Here is a 20,435-nt window from a genome sequence, read left to right as displayed (position 1 = left end):
CCCCGGGAGAGGCCCCCCGCGGCAGGACATGGGGTGCTGGCATCAGGGGTTTCGAAATCGAGCGAGAGTGAGTTCCGCGTGTACGCGATCGTGCGTAGCGGTGGCCGCCAGCACAAGGTGGCCGTCGGCGACATCGTCGAGGTTGACAGGATTCCCACCGGCAAGGTCGGCGACGCCGTCGAGCTCTCGACGCTGCTCGTGGTCGACGGCGAGGCCGTCACCAGCGACCCGTGGGTGCTCGCCGGGATCAAGGTCGAGGCCGAGATCGTGGACCACCACAAGGGCCAGAAGATCGACATCCTGCGCTACAAGAACAAGACCGGTTACCGCCGTCGCCAGGGTCACCGCCAGCAGTACACGGCGCTGAAGATCACTGGCATCCCCGCCGCGGCTGCGAAGTAAGGGACTGAGGAGAGATGGCACACAAGAAGGGCGCATCGTCCACCCGGAACGGGCGCGACTCCAATGCTCAGCGGCTCGGTGTGAAGCGCTTCGGCGGCGAGGTCGTCAACGCCGGTGAGATCATCATCCGCCAGCGCGGCACCCACTTCCACCCGGGCTCCGGCGTCGGCATCGGCAAGGACGACACGCTGTTCGCCCTGTCCGCCGGTGCGGTCGAGTTCGGCGTGAAGCGCGGTCGCCGCGTGGTGAACATCGTTCCGGCCGCCTGAGGCAGGCCGTAGAACCATTCGAGGGCGGACCCGTTTCCCGGACTCCGGGAAGCGGGGCCGCCCTCGGCGTGTTACTGGTCCTGTAGGACCGTAAGAACCGTGTGAAACCCGTACGTTCTGGAGGAAGCACCCATGACCACCTTCGTGGACCGCGTCGAACTGCATGTCGCCGCGGGTAACGGGGGCCACGGCTGCGCCTCCGTGCACCGGGAGAAGTTCAAGCCGCTCGGCGGCCCGGACGGCGGCAACGGCGGGCGGGGCGGGGATGTCGTCCTCGTCGTCGACCAGGACGTGACCACCCTGCTCGACTACCACCACAGCCCGCACCGCAAGGCCACCAACGGCAAGCCCGGCGAGGGCGGCAACCGCTCCGGCAAGGACGGCACCGACCTGGTGCTGCCGGTCCCGGACGGCACCGTGGTCCAGGACCGGCACGGAAACGTCCTCGCCGACCTGGTCGGCCAGGGCACCACCTATGTCGCCGGGCAGGGCGGCCGCGGCGGCCTGGGCAACGCGGCGCTCGCCTCCGCCCGCCGCAAGGCGCCCGGCTTCGCGCTGCTCGGCGTGCCCGGGCAGGCCCGGGACATCGTGCTGGAGCTGAAGACCGTCGCCGACGTGGCGCTGGTCGGCTACCCGAGCGCGGGCAAGTCCTCGCTGATCTCGGTGCTCTCCGCGGCCAAGCCGAAGATCGCGGACTACCCGTTCACCACGCTGGTGCCGAACCTCGGCGTGGTCAACGCCGGTTCCACCGTCTACACGATCGCCGACGTGCCCGGGCTGATCCCCGGCGCGAGCCAGGGCCGCGGGCTGGGCCTGGAGTTCCTGCGGCACGTCGAGCGCTGCTCGGTGCTGGTGCACGTGCTGGACACCGCGACCCTGGAGTCCGACCGCGACCCGGTGACCGACCTCGACGTCATCGAGGCGGAGCTGCGGGCGTACGGCGGCGGGCTGGAGGACCGGCCGCGGCTGGTCGTGCTCAACAAGGTCGACGTGCCCGACGGCCGGGAGCTGGCCGAGATGATCCGGCCGGAGCTCCAGGAGCGCGGCTACCGCGTCTTCGAGGTGTCCGCGGTCTCGCACGCCGGGCTGAAGGAGCTGTCGTTCGCGCTCGCCGGGATCGTCGCCGAGACCCGCGCGGCCCGCCCGGTCGAGGAGAGCACCCGCGTGGTGATCCGCCCGCAGGCGGTCGACGACGCCGGCTTCACCGTCGCCTTCGACGGCGAGCTGTACCGGGTGCGCGGGGAGAAGCCCGAGCGCTGGGTGCGGCAGACGGACTTCAGCAACGACGAGGCGGTGGGCTACCTCGCGGACCGGCTCAACCGGCTCGGCGTGGAGGACGAGCTGGTCAAGGCCGGTGCGAAGGCGGGCGACGGCGTGGCGATCGGCCCGGAGGACGACGCGGTCGTCTTCGACTGGGAGCCGTCGCTCGCGGCCGGCGCGGAGATGCTGGGGCGCCGCGGTGAGGACCACCGCTTCGACGCGCCGCGGCCCGCCGCCGCCCGCCGCCGGGACCGGCAGGCCGAACACGACGAGGCCGCGGAGGCGTACGACGAGTTCCACCCCTTCGGCGGTTGACGCGCACCGGCCCGTGCTGCCCCATGGTTGGGTGAACCCCGCCTTGCGAGACGGTTACCGGGGGTGAGACGATCCCCGTATCTCTTGTTGCCGCTAGGTAGGTCTCACGTGTCCCAGCACCATGCCCAGACCCGTACCACCGCCGTCATCCTCGCCGGGGGTACCGGGCAGCGGGTCGGCCTGTCGATTCCCAAGCAGCTGCTGAAGATCGCCGGCAAGGCGGTGATCGAGCACACGCTCGCCATCTTCGAGCAGTCGGACGCGATCGACGACGTCATCGTGCTGATGGCGCCGGGCTACGTCCCCGACGTGGAGAAGATCGTCGCCAAGGCCGGGCTGAAGAAGGTCAGCCGGGTGATCGAGGGCGGCGCGACGCGCAACGAGACCACCGAGCGCGCCATCGCCGCGCTGAGCGAGGGCCTCGCCCCGGGCGAGGACAGCAACGTGCTGTTCCACGACGCGGTGCGCCCGCTGATCTCCGAGCGGGTCATCGCCGACTGCGTGACCGCGCTGGAGCGGTACGAAGCGGTGGACGTGGCGATCCCCTCCGCGGACACCATCATCGTCACCCGCACCCACGGCGGCGACGGCGAGTTCATCACCGAGGTGCCCGACCGCTCCCGGCTGCGCCGCGGCCAGACCCCGCAGGCGTTCCGGCTGTCCACCATCCGCCGGGCGTACGAGGTGGCCGGCGGCGACCCGAACTTCCAGGCCACCGACGACTGCTCGGTCGTGCTGCGCTACCTGCCCGACGTGCCGATCTACGTCGTCCCCGGCGACGAGCACAACATGAAGGTGACCACCCCGGTGGACGTCTTCATCGCCGACAAGCTCTTCCAGCTCGCCTCCACCGCCGCCCCCGGCCAGTCCGACGAGGCCGCCTACCGCGAGCTGCTCGCCGGCAAGACCCTGGTGGTCTTCGGCGGCTCCTACGGCATCGGCGCCGACATCGCGGCGATGGCCGAGGGGTACGGCGCGAAGGTCTTCGCGCTCGGCCGCTCCACCACCGGCACCCACGTCGAGGACCCCGAGCACGTCGACGACGCGCTGTCGCGGGCGTACGCGGAGACCGGCCGGATCGACTACGTGGTGAACACCGCCGGGGTGCTGCGGATCGGCAAGCTCGCCGAGACCGACAACGCCACCATCGAGGAGGCGCTGCGGGTCAACTACCTCGCCCCGGTGCAGATCGCCCGGGCCGCGCACAAGTACCTCGCCGAGACCCGCGGCCAGCTGCTGCTCTACACCTCCAGCAGCTACACCCGGGGACGCGCCGAGTACAGCCTGTACTCCTCCACCAAGGCCGCCATGGTGAACCTCACCCAGGCGCTCGCCGACGAGTGGGTCGGCGACGGCATCCGCGTCAACTGCGTCAACCCCGAGCGGACCGCGACCCCGATGCGCACCAAGGCGTTCGGGCAGGAGCCGGCCGGCACCCTGCTCTCCTCGGAGGCGGTCGCCCGCACCTCGCTCGACGTGCTGCTGTCCACCCTCACCGGCCATGTGATCGACGTCCGCCAGCAGGACCCGATGCAGGGCCTGTCCGGTGCCTCCGGGATCGAACGTGCGCTGGCCCATGTCCTCGCCCAGGGGGAGGACGAGCAGTAGTCTTGCCAGGATCGGATCGACAGTCCTTGGGCCCGTGTGCTGCGGTGCGCCCAGGGACTTCGTCCGTTGATGAGGCCGACCAGGCCCCCGACCCCCGCCTTTTTCCCATTCGACGTCCCGTTCGACATCGCACTGGAGCAGTCACCCCGTGATCTCAAAAGCCATTCGCCTGGCGCGTGTGGCGTCCGGCGGCGAACTCGCCGCCGCGCTGCTCATGCTCCTCAGCTACCCGTGCCTGGTCGTCGCCGCGCTGCTGCCGAGCCTGTGGTTCTTCGTGGCCGCCGGCGTGGTCAGCTACGCGACCGACTGGTACCTGCACCGGCGCCGCTCGTACCTCATCAACCGGCTGAGCAAGGCCCGGGCCGGGCTGTCGCTGCGCTTCCTGCTGCGTGAGCTGACCCTGGTGCTGCTGATGGCGCAGCTCAACCTGGCCAACAGCCGGGCGTTCTCCGCGGCCATCGTCTGCTTCCTGGTCTTCTACGGCATGCAGGCCCCGCACTCGGCGCTGGTCACGCTGATCCGCAACCGCCGCAAGCTGCCGTTCGGCACCCGCAACATCGACCTGGGCGGGATGCGCATCACCAAGGCGCCGCCGACCGCGCTGACCTCGCGTGCCGCGGAGAAGATGCTGCACCTGGACCTGTTCGCGGCGGCCGGCTTCCTGATCTACGCCAAGGCCGGGCACATCGGGTACGTCTACGCCGGTGCCGTGCTGACGCTGGGCCTGGGCGTGCTGTACACGCTGGCGCTGGCGCCGTACCTCACCCGCCGCCGGCTGCCGGCGAAGACGGACGAGGCGCTGGCCTTCATGGACACCTGGCTGCGCTCCTACCGGCCGACCACGGTGCTGTACTTCTCCGGCTCCCCGGACTCCGCGTACCAGGTCAACATGTGGCTGGACACGATGGCGGACCTGCCGGGGGAGCGGCCGCTGGTGATCCTGCGCGAGCGGGCGATCCTGCTCCAGCTCGCCGACACCGCGGTGCCGGTGCTGTGCGTGCCGGGCGCGGTGCACCTGATGAACATGGACCTGTCCACGGTGCGGGTCGCGCTGTACCCGGCGAACGTCGGCAAGAACATCCACCTGCTGCGGGTGCCGAGCATGAAGCACGTCTTCGTCGGCCACGGCGACAGCGACAAGGTCGCCAGCATCAACCCGTTCAGCAAGGCGTACGACGAGGTGTGGACGGCCGGCAAGGCGGGCCGCGACCGGTATGCGCTGGCCGACGTCGGCGTGCGCGACGAGGACGTGGTGGAGGTGGGCCGGCCGCAGCTGGCCGGGATCACCGCCTGGGACGGCTCGGCCGCGGCCGGTATCCCCACCGTGCTGTACGCGCCGACCTGGGAGGGCTGGACCGACGAGCCCGGCAACACCTCGCTGATCCTGGCGGGCGCCAACATCATGCGCGGCCTGGTGTCGTCGGCGACCCCGGTGCGGGTGCTGTACAAGCCGCACCCCTTCACCGGCACCGTCAACCCGAAGGCGAAGCGCGCCCACGAGAAGGTGGTCGCGGTGCTGGCGAAGGCGAACGCCGAGCGCGCCGCCGACCCGGCGTGGGCGGCCCGGATCGCCGAGGGCAAGGCGGCGCAGGCCGCGGCCGGCGCCGAACTCGCCTCGATACAGAGCGAGTTGGACGCGCTGGTGGCCGAGTCGACGGCCGCGGACGGCGACATGGCGACCATGTCCCGCGACTCCATCGCCGACCCGCAGCTGGCCGCGCGCCTCGCGGAGCTGCGCGGCCGCTGGAACGCCGCGTACTGGCAGTCGCTGAGCGCCTGGGAGCACCAGGTCGTCACCGGCCCGATGCCTCACCTGTACGAGTGCTTCAACGAGTCCGACGCGATGGTCTCGGACATCTCCAGCGTGGTGTCGGACTTCGTGGCGACCGGCAAGCCGTACGCCATCACCGACTCCGCCGGGCTGGGCGAGGAGGAGTTCAAGCGGCAGAACACCGCCGCCCGTGCCGCCCTCGTCCTGGACAACTCCGCGGCCCGGGTCGGCGAGCTGGTCACGGCCGTGGTCAGCCCGGAGCAGGACCCGCTGGCCGGGGCGCGCAAGGAGATCAAGCAGTACCTGCTCGGCCCGGACCACCCGACCTCGATCGAGCGGTTCTCGCAGGCCGTGCGCGACCTGGCGCACCGGGCCGACGTGCGCCTGGCGCAGCAGGCCGCGCTGGGCCAGACGGATGACGCCGATCTGTTCGGCGGCCCGGCCGCGCAGGCCACGACCTAGGACCTGGCCGACATCCGGCAGCGTCGGACGCTGCCTGACACCCGTGCCGGCTCCCGGCCCGGCACGGGTGTACGGGAACTGAACGCGCCATGGCGGTCCGGGTATGCTCGCAGCCGGGGGCGCGGGTCGCGACCCGCAGTGACCGCCTCCGACTCCGTCTGCATGGGACACCTAACGTGAAAGCACTTGTGCTCTCCGGCGGGGCGGGCACCCGCCTCCGACCGATCACTCACACCTCCGCCAAGCAGCTGGTACCGGTCGCCAACAAGCCGGTGCTGTTCTACGGCCTCGAGGCCATCGCCGAGGCCGGCATCACCGAGGTGGGCATCATCGTCGGCGACACCGCCGAGGAGATCAGGGAAGCGGTCGGCGACGGCTCCGCCCTCGGTATCGATGTCACGTACATCCCGCAGGAGGCGCCGCTCGGGCTGGCGCACGCGGTGCTGATCGCACGGGAGTTCCTCGGCGACGACGACTTCGTGATGTACCTCGGCGACAACTTCATCGTCGGCGGGATCTCCGGCCTGGTCGAGGAGTTCCGCGCGGAGCGGCCCGACGCGCAGATCCTGCTCACCAGGGTGCCGAACCCGACCTCCTTCGGTGTCGCCGAACTCGACGCGCAGGGGCGGGTGAAGAACCTGGAGGAGAAGCCGAAGCAGCCCAAGAGCGACCTGGCGCTGGTCGGCGTCTACCTGTTCACCCCCGCCGTCCACGAGGCGGTGCGCGCGATCAAGCCGTCCTGGCGCGGCGAGCTGGAGATCACCCACGCCATCCAGTGGCTGATCGACGACCAGCGCGACGTGCGCTCCACCACCATCTCCGGCTACTGGAAGGACACCGGCAACGTCACCGACATGCTGGAGGTCAACCGGTCGGTGCTGGACACCCTCGAGCCGGAGGTGCTCGGCGAGGTCGACGACCAGAGCGAGATCATCGGCCGGGTCCGGATCGAGGCCGGGGCGAAGGTGTCCGGCAGCCGTATCGTCGGCCCGGTCGTCATCGGCCCCGGCACGGTCGTCAACGACGCCTACGTCGGCCCGTACACCTCCGTGTCGGAGAACTGCCGGATCGAGGACAGCGAGATCGAGTACTCGATACTGCTGCGCGACTCCTCGCTGACCGGCGTCCGCCGCATCGAGGCGTCGCTGATCGGGCGCAACGTCGAAGTCACCCCGGCCCCCCGCAACCCTGCCGCGCACCGCCTGGTGCTCGGCGATCACAGCAAGGTGCAGATCTCCTCATGACCGACCGCATACTGGTGACCGGCGGGGCCGGCTTCATCGGCTCCCACTACGTCCGTACGCTGCTCGGCCCCACCGGCCCCGGCGACGTGGCGATCACCGTCCTGGACAAGCTGACCTACGCCGGCAACCCCGCGAACCTCGACGAGGTCCGCGACCACCCCGGCTTCCGCTTCGTGCAGGGCGACATCTGCGACGCCGGGCTGGTCGACAAGCTGATGGCGGAGCACGACCAGGTGGTGCACTTCGCCGCCGAGTCGCACGTCGACCGCTCGATCCTGGGCGCCACCGAGTTCATCACCACCAACGTGGCCGGCACCCAGACGCTGCTGGACGGCGCGCTCCGCAACGACGTGCGGACCTTTGTGCACATCTCCACCGACGAGGTGTACGGCTCGATCTCCGAGGGCTCCTGGCCCGAGACCGACCCGCTCCAGCCGAACTCGCCGTACTCCGCGGCCAAGGCGTCCAGCGACCTGATCGCGCTCGCCTACCACCGCACCCACGGCCTGGACGTGCGGGTGACCCGCTGCTCCAACAACTACGGGCACCACCACTTCCCGGAGAAGGTCATCCCGCTGTTCATCACCAACCTGCTGGACGGCGGCACGGTGCCGCTGTACGGCGACGGCGGCAACGTCCGGGACTGGCTGCACATCGACGACCACGTGCAGGGCATCGACCTGGTACGGAACCTCGGCCGCCCGGGAGAGGTCTACAACATCGGGGGCGGCACCGAGCTGTCCAACAAGGAGCTGACCGGCCTGCTGCTCGAAGCGTGCGGCGCCGGCTGGGACAGCGTGGAGTACGTCGAGGACCGCAAGGGCCACGACCGCCGCTACTCGGTGGACTGCACCAAGATCCGTACCGAGCTGGGCTACGAGCCGCGGAAGGACTTCGCGACCGGCCTGGCCGAGACCGTCGCCTGGTACCGGGAGAACCGGGCCTGGTGGGAGCCGCTGAAGGAGCGCGCCAAACTGTGAAACCGCCGAACGCGACGTGGCTGGTGACCGGAGCCGCCGGAATGCTGGGCCAGGACCTGCTGGTCCGGCTGCGGACCGAGCCGGGGGCCGCGGTGGTGGCCCTGGGCAGCACCGCCCTGGACATCACCGACCCCGAGGCGGTCGCCGCCGCGATCGCCGAGCACCAGCCGGTCCTCGTCGTCAACTGCGCGGCCTGGACCGGGGTCGACGACGCGGAGACCCGCGAGGCGGAGGCCGCGGCCATCAACGCCGACGGCCCCCGCCACCTCGCGCAGGCGTGCGCCAAGGCCGGGGCGAAGCTGCTGCACGTCTCCACCGACTACGTCTTCGCCGGTGACGCGGACCGCCCGTACGCCGAGGACGCCCCCACCGGCCCGCGCGGCGCCTACGGGCGCACCAAGCTGGCCGGTGAGCGGGCGGTGCTCGACACCCTGCCCGAGGACGGCTACGTGGTCCGCACCGCGTGGCTGTACGGCGCGGCGCGCGGCAACTTCGTGCGCACGATGATCCGGCTGGAGGGCGTCAAGGACACCCTCGACGTGGTGGACGACCAGCGCGGCCAGCCCACCTGGACCGCGGACCTCGCCGACCACCTGGTCCGGCTGGGCACGGCGGCGCTCGCCGGGGACGCGCCGGCCGGCGTCTACCACGGCACCAGCTCGGGTGAGACGACCTGGTTCGGCTTCACCCGGGAGATCTTCCGGCTGTTGGGCGCGGACCCCGAGCGGGTCCACCCCACCACCAGCGAGGCGTTCGCGCGGCCCGCGCCGCGCCCGGCGTACAGCGTGCTCGGGCACGACCGCTGGCAGGCGGCCGGCATCGAGCCGATCCGGGACTGGCGCGCGGCGCTGGCCGAGGCGTTCCCCGCCCTGGTGGCAGCCGAACGTGGCTGAGGCCCCGGCCGGCCGGGCCGGCGGGCGGGCCCGGCGGTGGGGGCGGCGGGCACTGGAGGTGCTGCCACCGGGCACCGCGCTGGTCGGCGCGGGCACCGCGGTGCTGGGCCTGGCCAGTTACATCCAGCTCGCCGCCGCCGGTCGGACCCTGCCGTCCGACCGGATGGCGGGGGTGTCGGTGCTGTGGACCCTGGTCTTCTCGGTCGGGCTCGGGCTGTTCTTCCCGATCGAGCAGGAGATGACCCGGCTGGTCGCGGCCCGGGTGGTGGCGGGGCAGGGCACCGGCCCGGTGCTGCGCCGCGGACTGGCCACCTCGCTGGGGCTGCTGGCCGCGGTGTGCGTGCCGGTGGCGGCCCTCGCCCACCCGGTCGCGAACCGGCTCTTCGACGGCAACCTGTCCCTGGTCGGCGCGCTGTGCGCGGCGTTCGGGGCGCTGTCGGTGGCGTACGTGACCCGCGGCATGCTCGCCGGCACCGGCCGGTTCACCGCGTACGGCGCGCAGTTGGCGCTGGACGGGGTGCTGCGGGTGGTGTTCTCGGTGGTGCTGGCGGCGGCCGGGACGCACTCGCCGCTGCTGTTCGCCGCGGTGCTGACGGTGCCGACGCTGCTGTCGGTGGTGGCGACCCTGCCGTGGGTGCGGCGCGCGGCGCGGTACGGCGCGAAGGACGCGGCGGGCCTGCGGGTCGCGGCGGCCGAGGCGGGCCCGGGCGCCGGGCGCCCGGGCCAGGAGCCCGCGCCCACCGCCACGGGGGAGGGCGCGGCGGAGGCGGCGCCGGGCGGGTCGACGGCGCTGCGGCTGTCGCCGCCGATGCCGTGGCGGGCCCTGTGGTCCGGGCTGCTCGCGCTGATCCCCTCCACGCTGCTGGCCCAGTTGCTCGTCAACATCTCGGTGATCAGCGTCAAGCTGCTGGCGCCGGACGACACCGCGTTCATCACCGCGCTGCTGTCCGCGGTGGTGCTGGCCCGGGTGCCGCTGTTCGTCTTCGGTTCGCTCCAGGCGTCGCTGCTGCGCGGGCTGTCCGAGGCCGTCGCGGCCGGCGACCGGGCCGCGTACCGCCAACTGCTGCTGCGTACCGCGGCGTTCACCGGGCTGCTGGGCGGCACCGGCGGGGTGGTGGCGGTGGCGCTGGGGCCGTGGCTGGTGCCGCGGCTGTTCGGGTCGCCCGACCTGCTCGGCTGGACGGACTTCGCCTGGCTGTCGGCCGGCACGCTCTGCTACATGCTCGCCTCGGTGCTCGGCCAGGCGTTGCAGACCACCGGGGGCCACGGACGGCAGCTGCTGTCGTGGGCGATCGGCACCGCCGCGCTGCTCGGAGTGACGTTCAGTCCGTTGCCGATCCGTGACCGGGTCGAGATCGCCTATGCCGTCGGGGCGGCCATCACCGCGATCCTGCTCTCCATCCGGGTGACTTATGCCATCAGGAAGCAACCTTCGCGTCACTTCGACCGTCAAGCTGGGTGGACGGATGCCATACAGGGGGCCAACTTCCCGGAACCCGCGGAGCATCCGCAATCGGTTGAATAGTTGACGAAAGGTGCGCTCCCATGGCGATCTCCAGCGCGCCGCGCCTTGCCGACAAGCGCACCTTCGGTGACGTCTGGCTGATCATCCCGGTCTACAACGAAGCACCGGTCGTGGCCGGCGTGGTGGCCGAGGCGCTGCGGACCTTCCCCAACGTCGTCTGCGTCGACGACGGCAGCGCCGACGGCTCCCCGGCCGAGATCGTCGGCAGCGGCGCCCACCTCGTCCAACACCCCGTCAACCTCGGCCAGGGCGCGGCGATCCAGACCGGGCTGCACTACGCGCTGTCCCAGCCGGGCGCCGAACGGTTCGTCACCTTCGACGCCGACGGCCAGCACCGCGTCGAGGACGTCATCACCATGCTGGCCGTCGCCCGGGCCCGCGCCGCCGACGTGGTGCTCGGCTCGCGCTTCCTGCGGCCCGGCGGCGAACGGGTCGAAGTGCCCTGGACCAAGCGCCTGGTGCTGCGCACCGCGGCCGCGGTCAGCCCCACCGCCCGCCGGCTGAAGCTCTCCGACGCGCACAACGGGCTGCGGCTGTTCAACCGGTCCGCCGCCGCCCAGGTGCACATCACCATGAACGGCATGGCGCACGCCTCGGAGATCACCGGCTTCCTCGCCCGCTCCGACCTCCATGTGGTCGAGTCCCCGGTGTCGATCCGCTACACCGACTACTCACGGGCCAAGGGGCAGTCGCTGCTCAACGGCGTCAACATCCTCTTCGACCTGTCCCTGAACCGCGAGAAGGGCTGAGGCCGGTGCTCATCCAGTTCGTGCTGCTGTCCGCGGTGGTCGTGCTGCTCGCGGTGTTCATGCGCAGTTGGAACACCACCAGGACCCGGGCGTGGAAGCGGATCGCCTTCCTCGCCTTCTGCTTCGTCAACGCGTACGCGGTGCTGCGGCCCGGCGACACCACGAAGGCCGCCCACCTGCTCGGCGTCGGCCGCGGCACCGACCTGGTGCTGTACCTGCTGGTGGTCGGCGTGACCGCGCTGGCGCTCAACACCTACCTGCGGTTCCGCGCCATGGAGCGCCGGCTGACCGAACTCGCCCGTGACGCCGCCCTGCGCACGGCCCACCGCCCCGAGCCCGGGCGGCCGCTGGCCGCCATGGAAGGCGAACGCTCCCAGTGACCGACACGCTCGACATCATGCTGCCCTACTACGGCGACCCCGCGCTGATGCGCGACGCCGTCCGCAGCGTCCTCGGCCAGACCGACCCGGACTGGCGGCTGACCGTCGTCGACGACGACACCCGGCCCGGCGTACCGGAGTGGTTCGCCGGTCTCGACGACCCCCGGGTGCGCTACTTCCGCAACGCGCGCAACCTCGGCGTCACCGGCAACTTCCGCCGCTGCGTGGAGCTGGCCGACTACCCGTACACCGTGCTGATGGGCTGCGACGACCTGATGCGCCCCGGCTACGTCGCCACCGTGAAGGCGGCCCGTGCCGCGATGCCGGGCGCCGCGATGTACCAGCCGGCGGTGCGGGTCATCGACGGCGCCGGGCGGCCGGTGAACACCCTGGTCGACACCGCCAAGCGGCGGCTGTACTCCGCCGCGCCCGACCGGCGCGCCCAACTCGGCGGCGAGCGGCTCGCGGTCAGCCTGCTGCGCGGCAACTGGCTGTACTTCCCGGCCATGTGCTGGCGCTCCGACCTGCTCAAGGAGGTCGGCTTCCGCGCCGACCTGACGGTGGTGCAGGACCTGGCGCTGGTGATGGAACTGCTGCTGCGCGGCGAGCAGCTGGTGACCGATCCGGCGGTCTGCTTCGACTACCGGCGGCACCTGGCCAGCGAGTCGTCCGCGCAGGCGGTCAGCGGCTCCCGGTTCGCCGAGACCCGCCGGCTGCTGCTGGAGCTGGCCGCCGACTTCGACGCGCTGGGCTGGGACCGCGCCGCGCGCACCGCCCGCCGCCACCTGTCCACCCGGCTGCACGCGCTGCTGATGGTGCCGGGCGCGCTGCGCGGCCGGCGGCTGGCCGCGGCGCGGGAGCTGACCGGGCACGCCTTCGCCCGTTCACCCCGCCCGGCGGCGGCGTCGGCGTCGTCGTCGGCGGCGGCCCGGTGAGCGGCTCCGGTCCGGCCGGGGGCTGGCGGGCCGGCGCCCAGGTGAACACCTCCGCGCAGCCGCGGACCGACAGCGCCGGGACCCGCGCCCCGGGGGAGGAGCCCGGCGGGAGCGGCCTGCCCCCGGGCGCCTCCGCGGTGGGGCCGCGCGGCGGGTACGGGAGGCGGCGCTGGTCGCCCGCCCGGGTCCCCGTCCCCCTGCGGCTGCCGCTCGCGGTCTACGCCGCCTGCCAGGTGCTGCTGTTCGGCTGGTGGGCCGCCTTCTACCCCGGCCGGATCAGCGGGGACAGCCTCACCTACATCTACGAGGTCACCACCTCCCACTGGCGCTCGGACCACTCGGTCGCCTACGACGGCCTGCTGTGGCTGTCGCTCCGGCTCACCGGCGGCATCGCGGCCCTGACCTTCGTGCAGACCGTCGCCATGGCCGCCGCGCTGGCGTACGTGTGCGTGGCGCTGCGGGACCTCGGGGTGCGCGGGCGGTGGAGCGCGATCGCCGCGGCGGTCGTCGCCGCGGCCCCCATGACCGGCTCCTTCACGGTGTTCGTGTGGAAGGACGTCGCCTACACGATCGCGACCCTGGTCGCCTTCGGCGCCGTGGTCCAGCTCACCGCCCGGCGGCTGCGCCGCGAACAGGCCGTCCGCGACCGCTCCTTCCGCCGCCAGGTGCTGACGCTCGCCCTGGGCTGCCTGGGCATCGGCCTGTTCCGCAACAACGGCTTCCCGGTGATCATCGCCGCCGGGGTGCTGCTGGTGCTGCTGCTGCCGGGCATGCGCCGCAAGATCGCCCTGGCGACCGCGGTGCCGCTGGTCATCACGCTGGCGATGAACAACCTGGTCTACCCGGCGCTCGGCGTCCAGAAGCCGCGCCCGGACGAGGTGTACGCCTTCAACTACGCCGACATCGGCGTGGCCTACGCCAAGCGCCCCGACGTCTTCACCGCCTCCGACCTGCGGCTGATGCGCAGTGTCGCGCCGCTGTCGCACTGGCGCGGCCCGGGCGGCGACTGCCATGTGGCGGACCTGATCATGCACAAGCCGATGGACCGGATCAAGGCGGGCAAGGAGAACGGGCAGCTGCTCGCCCTGTGGGGGCGCATCCTCGAACACCACCCGCAGCTGATCGTCGGCGCCCGGCTGTGCCGCGCCGACATCGCGTGGGCGTTCACCGGCCACACCGGCCTGTACGCCGCCTCCAACCGCCACGTGCTGCACTCGTGGTCGGCGTTCGGCCTGTCCTCGGTGCGGGAGCTGCCGTACCACTCGTCGCTGCACGACGCCCCGCTGTCGTACAAGCTCGACCACCTCGCCACCCGGGCCTACCAGTGGACGCAGGCGCCGCACCGGACCCCGCTGCTGTGGCGCGGGGTGAACTGGACCTACCTCGGCTACCTGCTGGTCGCGGTGGCCGCGCTGCGCCGCCGCAGATACGAGCTGCTGGCGCTGGCGGTGCTGCCGCTCGGCCTCCAGGCCACGGTGCTCGCGGCCAACCCGTCGCCGCTGTGGCGCTACATGTGCGCGGCGCTGTTCGTGGGCATCCTCACGGTGCCGGTCGTCACGCTGGCCGGCTCCCGGCGGCTGCCGTGGGAGCGGGCCGGGCGGGAGCCGGCCCCGCCGCCCGCCGCGGACGGGCCGCCCACCGGGGACGGCCCGGCCGCGGCGTAGGCGGCGGGGCGGCGGGGCGCCGGGAGGCGCCGGGAGGCGCCGGTCAGCTCACCGACTCGATCTGGCGGCGGAGCGCGCCGAACGACGAGCGGCCCCGCCGGATGTTGCGGGCCCGGACCAGCGACGGCCAGAAGGGGGCCCGCAGCAGCGTCTCGGGGTTGACCGCGTTCTTGCGGAGCAGCAGCTCCTCCGGGATGTCCTGCGGGTCCTCGGTGGCGTACTCCGCGATGATCTTGTCGTAGTTGTCGCGCAGCACCGTGTTCGTCGGGTCGGCGCCGAAGACGGCGGTCACCCCGGTCTTCACGGTGTCCACGTCGACCACCGTCAGGTCGGGGCGGTAGCGGCGCAGCACCTGGGCGACCTTGAAGACGTCGCCGGCCCAGTCCTTGGTGTGCCGGTCCCGGGCGGCCTCGTCCACGTTGCGCGGCAGCATGTCGTCGAAGACGATCACGCTCGACCAGCGGGAGTGCTTCTCGACGTTCATGAAGTCGCGCAGCGCGTACTCGAAGATGTGCATGCCGTCGATGAACGACAGCTCCAGCACGGGGTCGCCGACCAGCGCCAGCGGGTCGCGGCGGCCCAGCGCCCGGAACGGGTTGCGTCCCGGGCGCAGGTGCAGCAGGGGGTCCTTGCGGCTGAAGAAGGCGTCACTGGTGGCCCGCACCAGGTGGACGTCGCAGCTGATCGACTGGGTGAGCTTGAACGCCGGGTCGATCGCGACGGACGGTACCCGCGACAGCGCGAGGCTCTTCCCGTCGTTGACGCCGATCTCCAGATAGTTGCGCGGCTTGTAGACCTTGTGCAGCCTGCGCAGGAACTCATGACGGTGCACTGGTACAACCCCTCGATGCGTTTCGCATGGTTCGGTGGGAGTGATGGGGCGACGCTAGCGTGTGCTCCGCCGTATCGACATCGTTCAGGAGAACTTTGTCGAATCATCAGACCCTTGGAGGGTTTCAGGCGCCGGCGGAGCTTCCCGGGCCGCCCGACCGCAGCTCGGCGGCGAAGGCGAGGCAGTCGTCGTACGACGGCAGCAGGCCCTGCGCGCGCGCCTCGGCGAGGGTGGGCGCCTGCGCGTCCTTCTCCGACAGCAGCGGCTCGACGTCCGCCGGCCAGGCGATGCCCAGCTCCGGGTCGAGCGGGTTGATGCCGTGCTCGCGCCCGGGGGCGTAGCCCGCCGAGCACAGGTAGACCACCGTCGCGTCGTCGGTGAGGGCCATGAAGGCGTGTCCCAGGCCCTCGGAGAGGTAGACCGCGTGGTGCAGGTCGTCGTCCAGCCGTACGGCCTCCCACCGGCCGAAAGTCGGCGATCCGACCCGGATGTCCACGATCACGTCGAGCACCGCGCCGCGCACGCACTTGACGTACTTCGCCTGGCTCGGCGGCACGTCCGCGAAGTGCACCCCGCGCAGCGTGCCGCGGCTGGACACCGAGCAGTTGGCCTGCGCCAGGTCCAGCCGGTGCCCGAGGGACTCCTCGAAGTCCCCGGCGCGGAACCACTCGTGGAAGCTCCCGCGGCTGTCCGGGAAGATCTTCGGTTCGTGCACGAAGGCACCGGCGATGTCGAGTTGCCGCATGCGGATCACGTCCTTGGGGGTTTCAGCGGGTGGGTCGCAGGGAGGTGCGGACAGGGGAGGGGGAGCCGTCGACGGGCCGGGGAACCGGCCGCGGAACGGCCGCGGAACGGGGCGCCGGAAATCACCCGTGCGGAGGACGGGGCCCCGCCGACAGCGCGGGACCCCGTACGAGTGACAGCGCCGGTACTGCTAGGCGCCGAAGCGCGCGGCCATCCGGCGCAGCTTCCGGCGGGAGCCGGGCGCCAGGCGCCGCATCACGGGGCCGCCGATCCGCTTGAGCATGCTGCGCTTGGCGGTGCGGCGCCGCTGCGCCTGGGCCTCGCGCGCGGTGGCCGGGTCGACCGTGTCCAGGCCCTCCACCGGGTGCAGCCGGCCCCGGTCGTCGATCCGGACCTTTCCGATCTTCAGCTCGGGCCCGGACGTCGCGCCGTCCAGCCGCGCCGACAGCTCCCAGGTGCCCGGGCGCAGCCCGGTGAACGGCGCGGCGCTCTCCTTCAGGTCGGCCGGGCGCAGGTGCACCCGCCCGCCGACCGGCTCCAGCACGGCGGGCAGCCCGGCGAAGGCGGCGTCCGGGCCGGTGCCGCGCAGCACCAGCCAGGCGCGGGAGGCGGCGGTGCCCGGGTGCGAGACCGCGGCCAGCTCCAGCTCCAGCCGGTCGCCCGGCATCCGCAGCACCTCGCGCTTGGCGAGCGCGTCGCCGAGCTTCTTGCCGCGCCGCGCCACGTCCAGCGTCAGGTTGCCGTGCGGGTCGGTGAAGTACGGCACGGTGAGCTGCGCCGGCTCGCCGAGCAGCGCGGGCAGGCACGCCTCGTCCACGCCCGGCGCCCGGTCCGCGCCGAGCCGGGCCTTGCGGACCAGGCCGAGGCCGCGCACCGGCACCCACACGTCCCACATGCCGCGGGCCAGCGCGTCGCGGCCCTTGACCGCCTTGGGGTCGAGGTAGCCGGTGCCGCGCATGACCACCTCGCACAGGGTGCCCTCCGGGCCCCCTGCGACGGTCGGCAGCTCCTCCACGGCGGTCTCGAACTCCGCCGGGCAGGGCCACTCCACCGCGGTCTCCCGGTCGCGGAGGCTGATCTCGGCGCGGTAGCCGTCGATCTCGCCGGTGACGTCGACCAGCTCACCGTCGTCGAGCAGGTCGCGGTGGAAGTCGGGGTGCAGGTAGTAGCGGTCGCCGCGGCGCAGCAGCGCCAGCGGCTTCTTCTCGTCGCCCCACACCAGGCGGGCGGTGACGGTGATGGCGATCCGCCCGTCGACCCAGCGGAGGTCCTCCAGCCGGGCCACGCCCTTGACCGACGCCGCCCGGCGGGCGACCTCGACCAGCTGCTCGCGCCGCTCGTTGCGCAGCAGGGTGGAGCGCACCCGCAGGATCGCGCCGAGCCCGTCGTGCACCCCGTCGTTGACGAAGTCGCGGGCCACGTCGTTGACCGCGTCGATCATCTCGTCGCGGTACTCGGGGCTGTACTTCAGGACGGACGGCTCGCTGAGCCGGCCGAGCATCTCGACCCGGTAGAACCGCCGCAGCAGCTCGTCGCGGAACGCGCCGGGCTCGGTGTTGGCGACGACGACGTCCAGCACCTCGCGCAGGTTGCCGTAGTAGCCGGTCGGGATGATCTTCGCCGAGCCGGCGTTCTTGCCGTCGTCGCGCCTGGAGTAGTGGTAGCAGGTGTAGTCGCCGAGGATGGAGACGACCTTCGCGGGGAAGTACGCCTCCATCATGTACAGCTGGTCCTCCAGCCGCCGCTTGCCCTCGGGGTAGGCGATCTTGTTGTCCCGCAGGAACTGGGTGCGGAACATCTTGTGCGGGGTGAGGCTGTCCACGAGGGGCGCGTCGTGGATGGTGCACTTCTCCCGGGTGACCCGGAAGACGCCGTGCGGGACGCCGCGGAAGTTGCTGGCGACCTTGCCGAAGACGATGTCCGAGCCGTTGCGGTGGCCCAGGTCGTACAGCCGGCGCAGCGCGTCGGGCGTCATGTAGTCGTCCTGGTCGACGAAGTGCACGTACTCGCCGCGCGCCTGCTCGACACCGATGTTGCGGGGCTTGCCCGGCCATCCCGAGTTCGGGATGTGGATGACCCGCACCTGGGAGTGCTCCGCTGCGAGCTTGTCCAGTCTCGCGGGGGTGTCGTCGGTCGAGCCGTCGTTGACGAACAGCAGCTCCAGTTCGTCCGCCGGCAGCGTCTGCCCCAGCAGTGACGCAATGCACGGCTCGATGTACTTCCCGGGGTTGTAGACCGGGACGATGACGCTGACCTTGACCGACATCCTTGTTTCCGCCTCGCCTTTCGCAGCGCTGGTTCGGGCCGCTGGTATGTCCGCTGAATCCTACGGCGCCATGAAAAGGGCGCCGCGCCGAGCGCGGCCGTACATCAGGTGTACACCGGCAGTACACCGCACTCTGCGGTCAGACTGATGAGCGGGCGAAAGGATGTACGCCGGCCGCGGATTGTGACGATCGTCACGTCCTTGGAAGCTGCCGGCAGGGGTTGCCCCGGCCGCGGGGGCCGTACGGGACAAGGGCGCCGACACCGGTTCGTACGGTGTCGGCGCCCTTGTGATGCGCCGGTGGATCTCAGGCCGGCCTCAGGCCGGCTTCGGCCGGCTTCAGGCCGGCGTCATACGGTCGTCAGGTCAGGTCGGCGTACTGGCTCCAGCCGGCGCCGCCGATCGAGACCCGCGCCTTGAAGGTGCCGGTGCCGGTGCCCGCGTAGAAGTACAGCCCCTTCGAGCTGCGGGCGAGCAGGTCGGCGATGCCGTCGCCGTTGAGGTCGCCGGGCGCGATGAGCTTGTTGTACTGGCTCCAGCCGGCGCCGCCGATCTGCTTCTTCGCGCCGAACGGGGCGCTCGCCTTGCCGGTCCCGGCGTACAGGAACAGCCCCGCCGAGGAGCGGGCGACGATGTCCGCCTTGCCGTCGCCGGTGAGGTCGCCCGCGCCGACGATCTGGTTGTACTGGCTCCAGCCCGAGCCGCCGACCTGCACGCGGCCCTTCATCGACAGGCCGTTGCCGTCGCCGGCGTAGAAGTACAGCGCCGAGGAGGTACGGGCGATCAGGTCGCCCTTCCCGTCACCGTTGAGGTCGCCGGGGCCGACCACCAGGTTGTACGACTTCGAGCCGCCCGCGAGCATGTCGTCGTTCACGGCGTAGTCCGCCAGGTTGTACAGGTGGCCGTCGTACAGGCCCTTGCCGATCAGGTCGGACTCGCCGTCACCGGTCAGCGCGGAGACGTGGTAGAGCCGGATCGCGCTGCGGTCGAAGCCGGAGCCCACGTCGTACTTGGCGGTGAGCTTCCCGGTGCCGGTCGCGGCGTAGTAGTAGAGCGTCCCGCCGGGGGTGTTGGCGAAGATGCCGTCCTTGCCGAACGCCGGGGCGGCGCCGCCGCCCGCGAACAGCTGGACGTTGCCCCAGTCGGTGCCGGCCTTGCCGCGGGTCGGGTTGATCGTGCCGTTGCCGTTGCCCTCGTAGAAGTAGAGGGTGCCGTCGTAGGACCGGGCGATGAGGTCCTCGGTGCCGTTGCCGTCGTAGTCACCGCCGCCGACGATCTGGTTGTACTGGTTCCAGCCGGTGCCGCCGATCTGGTACTTCGCGGAGAACGACGGGGTCGCGGTGCCGCTGCCGGTGTACAGCCACAGGCCGGCGGAGTTGCGGGCCACCACGTCGCCGATGCCGTCGCCGTTGAAGTCGCCGACGCCGACCAGCTGGTTGAACTGGCTCCAGCCCGCGCCGCCGATCTGCACGGCGGAGCCGTACGGCGCGCTCGCCTTGCCGGTGCCCGCGAAGAAGTACAGCCCGGTGGTGCTGCGCGCCAGCAGGTCGGGCCTGCCGTCGCCGTTGAGGTCGCCGGGGCTGAAGATCTTGTTGTACTTCTGCCAGCCGGTGCTGACGGTGGTGTAGCCGGCGAGCGCGTTGTCGCCGAGCGGGGAGGAGCCGCTGTGCACCTGGAGCGAGCCGGTGGCGGTGACCGTCAGCAGGTCGGGCCTGCCGTCGCCGGTGATGTCGCCGGGCAGCACCAGGTCCTTCAGCTGCGCGCTGTCGATGGCCGTGTAGTAGCCCTGGTTGCCCAGGTCGAGGGTGACCTCGCCGTCGTCGAACTTGTAGACGAGGTCGTCCGCGCCGTCGCCGTCGAAGTCCGAGCTGTGGACCAGCCCGGTGGCGGTCTGCGGGGTGGTGGTCCGCGGGGTGGCGGTCTTGCCGCCGACCTTCTTCGAGCGGCCGGGCACGCTGAGGTGCGGCCGCTCGGCGGTGACCGACGGCTTCTTGACCGGGCCGGGCACCTGGGAGCCGGCCGCGGCCGCGGTGCCGCTCAGCGCGCCGGTGACCAGCAGGCCGGCGCAGCCGAGCACCGCGCAGGCGGCCGTGCGGCGGCCTGTGCGGCGAAAGGAGTTGGACACGTGTGTGTTCC

The 20,435-nt window shown here is 71.9% G+C and carries 17 protein-coding genes; 13 read left to right on the top strand and 4 right to left on the bottom strand.

What is annotated here, in order from left to right; all coding sequences use genetic code 11:
* Positions 1–78: 78 nt before the first annotated feature.
* The 13 genes from rplU (at position 79) to AC3ERT_RS25885 (ending at position 14,457) form a co-directional block, all read left to right on the top strand.
* Positions 79–402, top strand: a complete 324-nt coding sequence (rplU, locus tag AC3ERT_RS25945) for a 50S ribosomal protein L21 (RefSeq protein WP_103889203.1) — start codon at positions 79–81, stop codon at positions 400–402.
* 14 nt (positions 403–416) lie between these two features.
* Positions 417–671 carry a 50S ribosomal protein L27 gene (gene rpmA / locus AC3ERT_RS25940; RefSeq protein WP_335982131.1) on the top strand — a complete coding sequence of 85 codons (255 nt, stop codon included), beginning with the start codon at positions 417–419 and terminating at the stop codon, positions 669–671.
* 132 nt (positions 672–803) lie between these two features.
* Positions 804–2,246 (top strand): GTPase ObgE, encoded by a 1,443-nt coding sequence (gene obgE / locus AC3ERT_RS25935; protein ID WP_335982129.1) that lies wholly within the window; start codon positions 804–806, stop codon positions 2,244–2,246.
* Between the two features lie 108 nt (positions 2,247–2,354).
* Entirely contained in the window at positions 2,355–3,854 is a 1,500-nt protein-coding gene (locus AC3ERT_RS25930; protein ID WP_435177085.1) for an SDR family NAD(P)-dependent oxidoreductase, read from the top strand.
* A gap of 148 nt (positions 3,855–4,002) precedes the next feature.
* Positions 4,003–6,087, top strand: coding sequence for a hypothetical protein (locus AC3ERT_RS25925; protein WP_335982126.1), 2,085 nt, complete (start codon positions 4,003–4,005; stop codon positions 6,085–6,087).
* A 176-nt stretch (positions 6,088–6,263) separates the two neighbouring features.
* Positions 6,264–7,331, top strand: a complete 1,068-nt coding sequence (locus tag AC3ERT_RS25920; protein WP_335982124.1) for a glucose-1-phosphate thymidylyltransferase — start codon at positions 6,264–6,266, stop codon at positions 7,329–7,331.
* Positions 7,328–8,311 (top strand): dTDP-glucose 4,6-dehydratase, encoded by a 984-nt coding sequence (gene rfbB / locus AC3ERT_RS25915; RefSeq protein WP_335982121.1) that lies wholly within the window; start codon positions 7,328–7,330, stop codon positions 8,309–8,311. Before AC3ERT_RS25920 ends, rfbB begins: the two co-directional genes overlap by 4 nt.
* Positions 8,308–9,204 (top strand): dTDP-4-dehydrorhamnose reductase, encoded by an 897-nt coding sequence (gene rfbD, locus AC3ERT_RS25910; RefSeq protein WP_335982119.1) that lies wholly within the window; start codon positions 8,308–8,310, stop codon positions 9,202–9,204. The genes rfbB and rfbD overlap by 4 nt, the downstream gene beginning before the upstream one ends.
* Positions 9,197–10,729, top strand: coding sequence for a lipopolysaccharide biosynthesis protein (locus AC3ERT_RS25905; RefSeq protein ID WP_335982117.1), 1,533 nt, complete (start codon positions 9,197–9,199; stop codon positions 10,727–10,729). Before rfbD ends, AC3ERT_RS25905 begins: the two co-directional genes overlap by 8 nt.
* A gap of 20 nt (positions 10,730–10,749) precedes the next feature.
* Positions 10,750–11,478, top strand: coding sequence for a glycosyltransferase family 2 protein (locus AC3ERT_RS25900; protein WP_335982115.1), 729 nt, complete (start codon positions 10,750–10,752; stop codon positions 11,476–11,478).
* Positions 11,479–11,483: 5 nt separating this feature from the next.
* Entirely contained in the window at positions 11,484–11,858 is a 375-nt protein-coding gene (locus AC3ERT_RS25895; RefSeq protein WP_335982113.1) for a DUF2304 domain-containing protein, read from the top strand.
* Positions 11,855–12,793: a glycosyltransferase family 2 protein gene (locus AC3ERT_RS25890; protein WP_335982111.1), complete on the top strand. Its 939-nt coding sequence runs from the start codon at positions 11,855–11,857 to the stop codon at positions 12,791–12,793. Before AC3ERT_RS25895 ends, AC3ERT_RS25890 begins: the two co-directional genes overlap by 4 nt.
* Positions 12,790–14,457 (top strand): DUF6020 family protein, encoded by a 1,668-nt coding sequence (locus AC3ERT_RS25885; protein ID WP_435177082.1) that lies wholly within the window; start codon positions 12,790–12,792, stop codon positions 14,455–14,457. The genes AC3ERT_RS25890 and AC3ERT_RS25885 overlap by 4 nt, the downstream gene beginning before the upstream one ends.
* 43 nt (positions 14,458–14,500) lie before the next feature.
* Here the strand turns inward: AC3ERT_RS25885 and AC3ERT_RS25880 are convergent, their stop codons facing one another.
* The 4 genes from AC3ERT_RS25880 to AC3ERT_RS25865 all read right to left on the bottom strand — a co-directional run bounded on the left by AC3ERT_RS25880 (position 14,501) and on the right by AC3ERT_RS25865 (position 20,424).
* Positions 14,501–15,289, bottom strand: a complete 789-nt coding sequence (locus AC3ERT_RS25880; RefSeq protein ID WP_335982107.1) for a class I SAM-dependent methyltransferase — start codon at positions 15,287–15,289, stop codon at positions 14,501–14,503.
* 124 nt (positions 15,290–15,413) lie between these two features.
* Positions 15,414–16,034 carry a dTDP-4-dehydrorhamnose 3,5-epimerase gene (gene rfbC / locus AC3ERT_RS25875; RefSeq protein ID WP_335982105.1) on the bottom strand — a complete coding sequence of 207 codons (621 nt, stop codon included), beginning with the start codon at positions 16,032–16,034 and terminating at the stop codon, positions 15,414–15,416.
* 189 nt (positions 16,035–16,223) lie between these two features.
* Positions 16,224–18,299, bottom strand: coding sequence for a glycosyltransferase family 2 protein (locus AC3ERT_RS25870; protein WP_435177080.1), 2,076 nt, complete (start codon positions 18,297–18,299; stop codon positions 16,224–16,226).
* 361 nt (positions 18,300–18,660) lie between these two features.
* Positions 18,661–20,424: an FG-GAP repeat domain-containing protein gene (locus tag AC3ERT_RS25865; protein WP_335982101.1), complete on the bottom strand. Its 1,764-nt coding sequence runs from the start codon at positions 20,422–20,424 to the stop codon at positions 18,661–18,663.
* Positions 20,425–20,435 lie beyond the last annotated feature (11 nt).

This window comes from Actinacidiphila sp. bgisy145 (genome assembly GCF_057708125.1).
Note: the sequence above shows the minus strand (reverse complement) of the source record. Positions and strands in the feature narration are given on the sequence as shown.

What these genes read in the sequence shown, in the direction of transcription:
- rpmA (WP_335982131.1), top strand. Translation starts at nt 417, where the DNA reads ATGGCACACAAGAAGGGCGCATCGTCCACCCGGAACGGGCGCGACTCC.
- obgE (WP_335982129.1), top strand. Translation starts at nt 804, where the DNA reads ATGACCACCTTCGTGGACCGCGTCGAACTGCATGTCGCCGCGGGTAAC.
- rfbB (WP_335982121.1), top strand. Translation starts at nt 7,328, where the DNA reads ATGACCGACCGCATACTGGTGACCGGCGGGGCCGGCTTCATCGGCTCC.
- AC3ERT_RS25900 (WP_335982115.1), top strand. Translation starts at nt 10,750, where the DNA reads ATGGCGATCTCCAGCGCGCCGCGCCTTGCCGACAAGCGCACCTTCGGT.
- rfbC (WP_335982105.1), bottom strand. Translation starts at nt 16,034, where the DNA reads ATGCGGCAACTCGACATCGCCGGTGCCTTCGTGCACGAACCGAAGATC.
- AC3ERT_RS25870 (WP_435177080.1), bottom strand. Translation starts at nt 18,299, where the DNA reads ATGTCGGTCAAGGTCAGCGTCATCGTCCCGGTCTACAACCCCGGGAAG.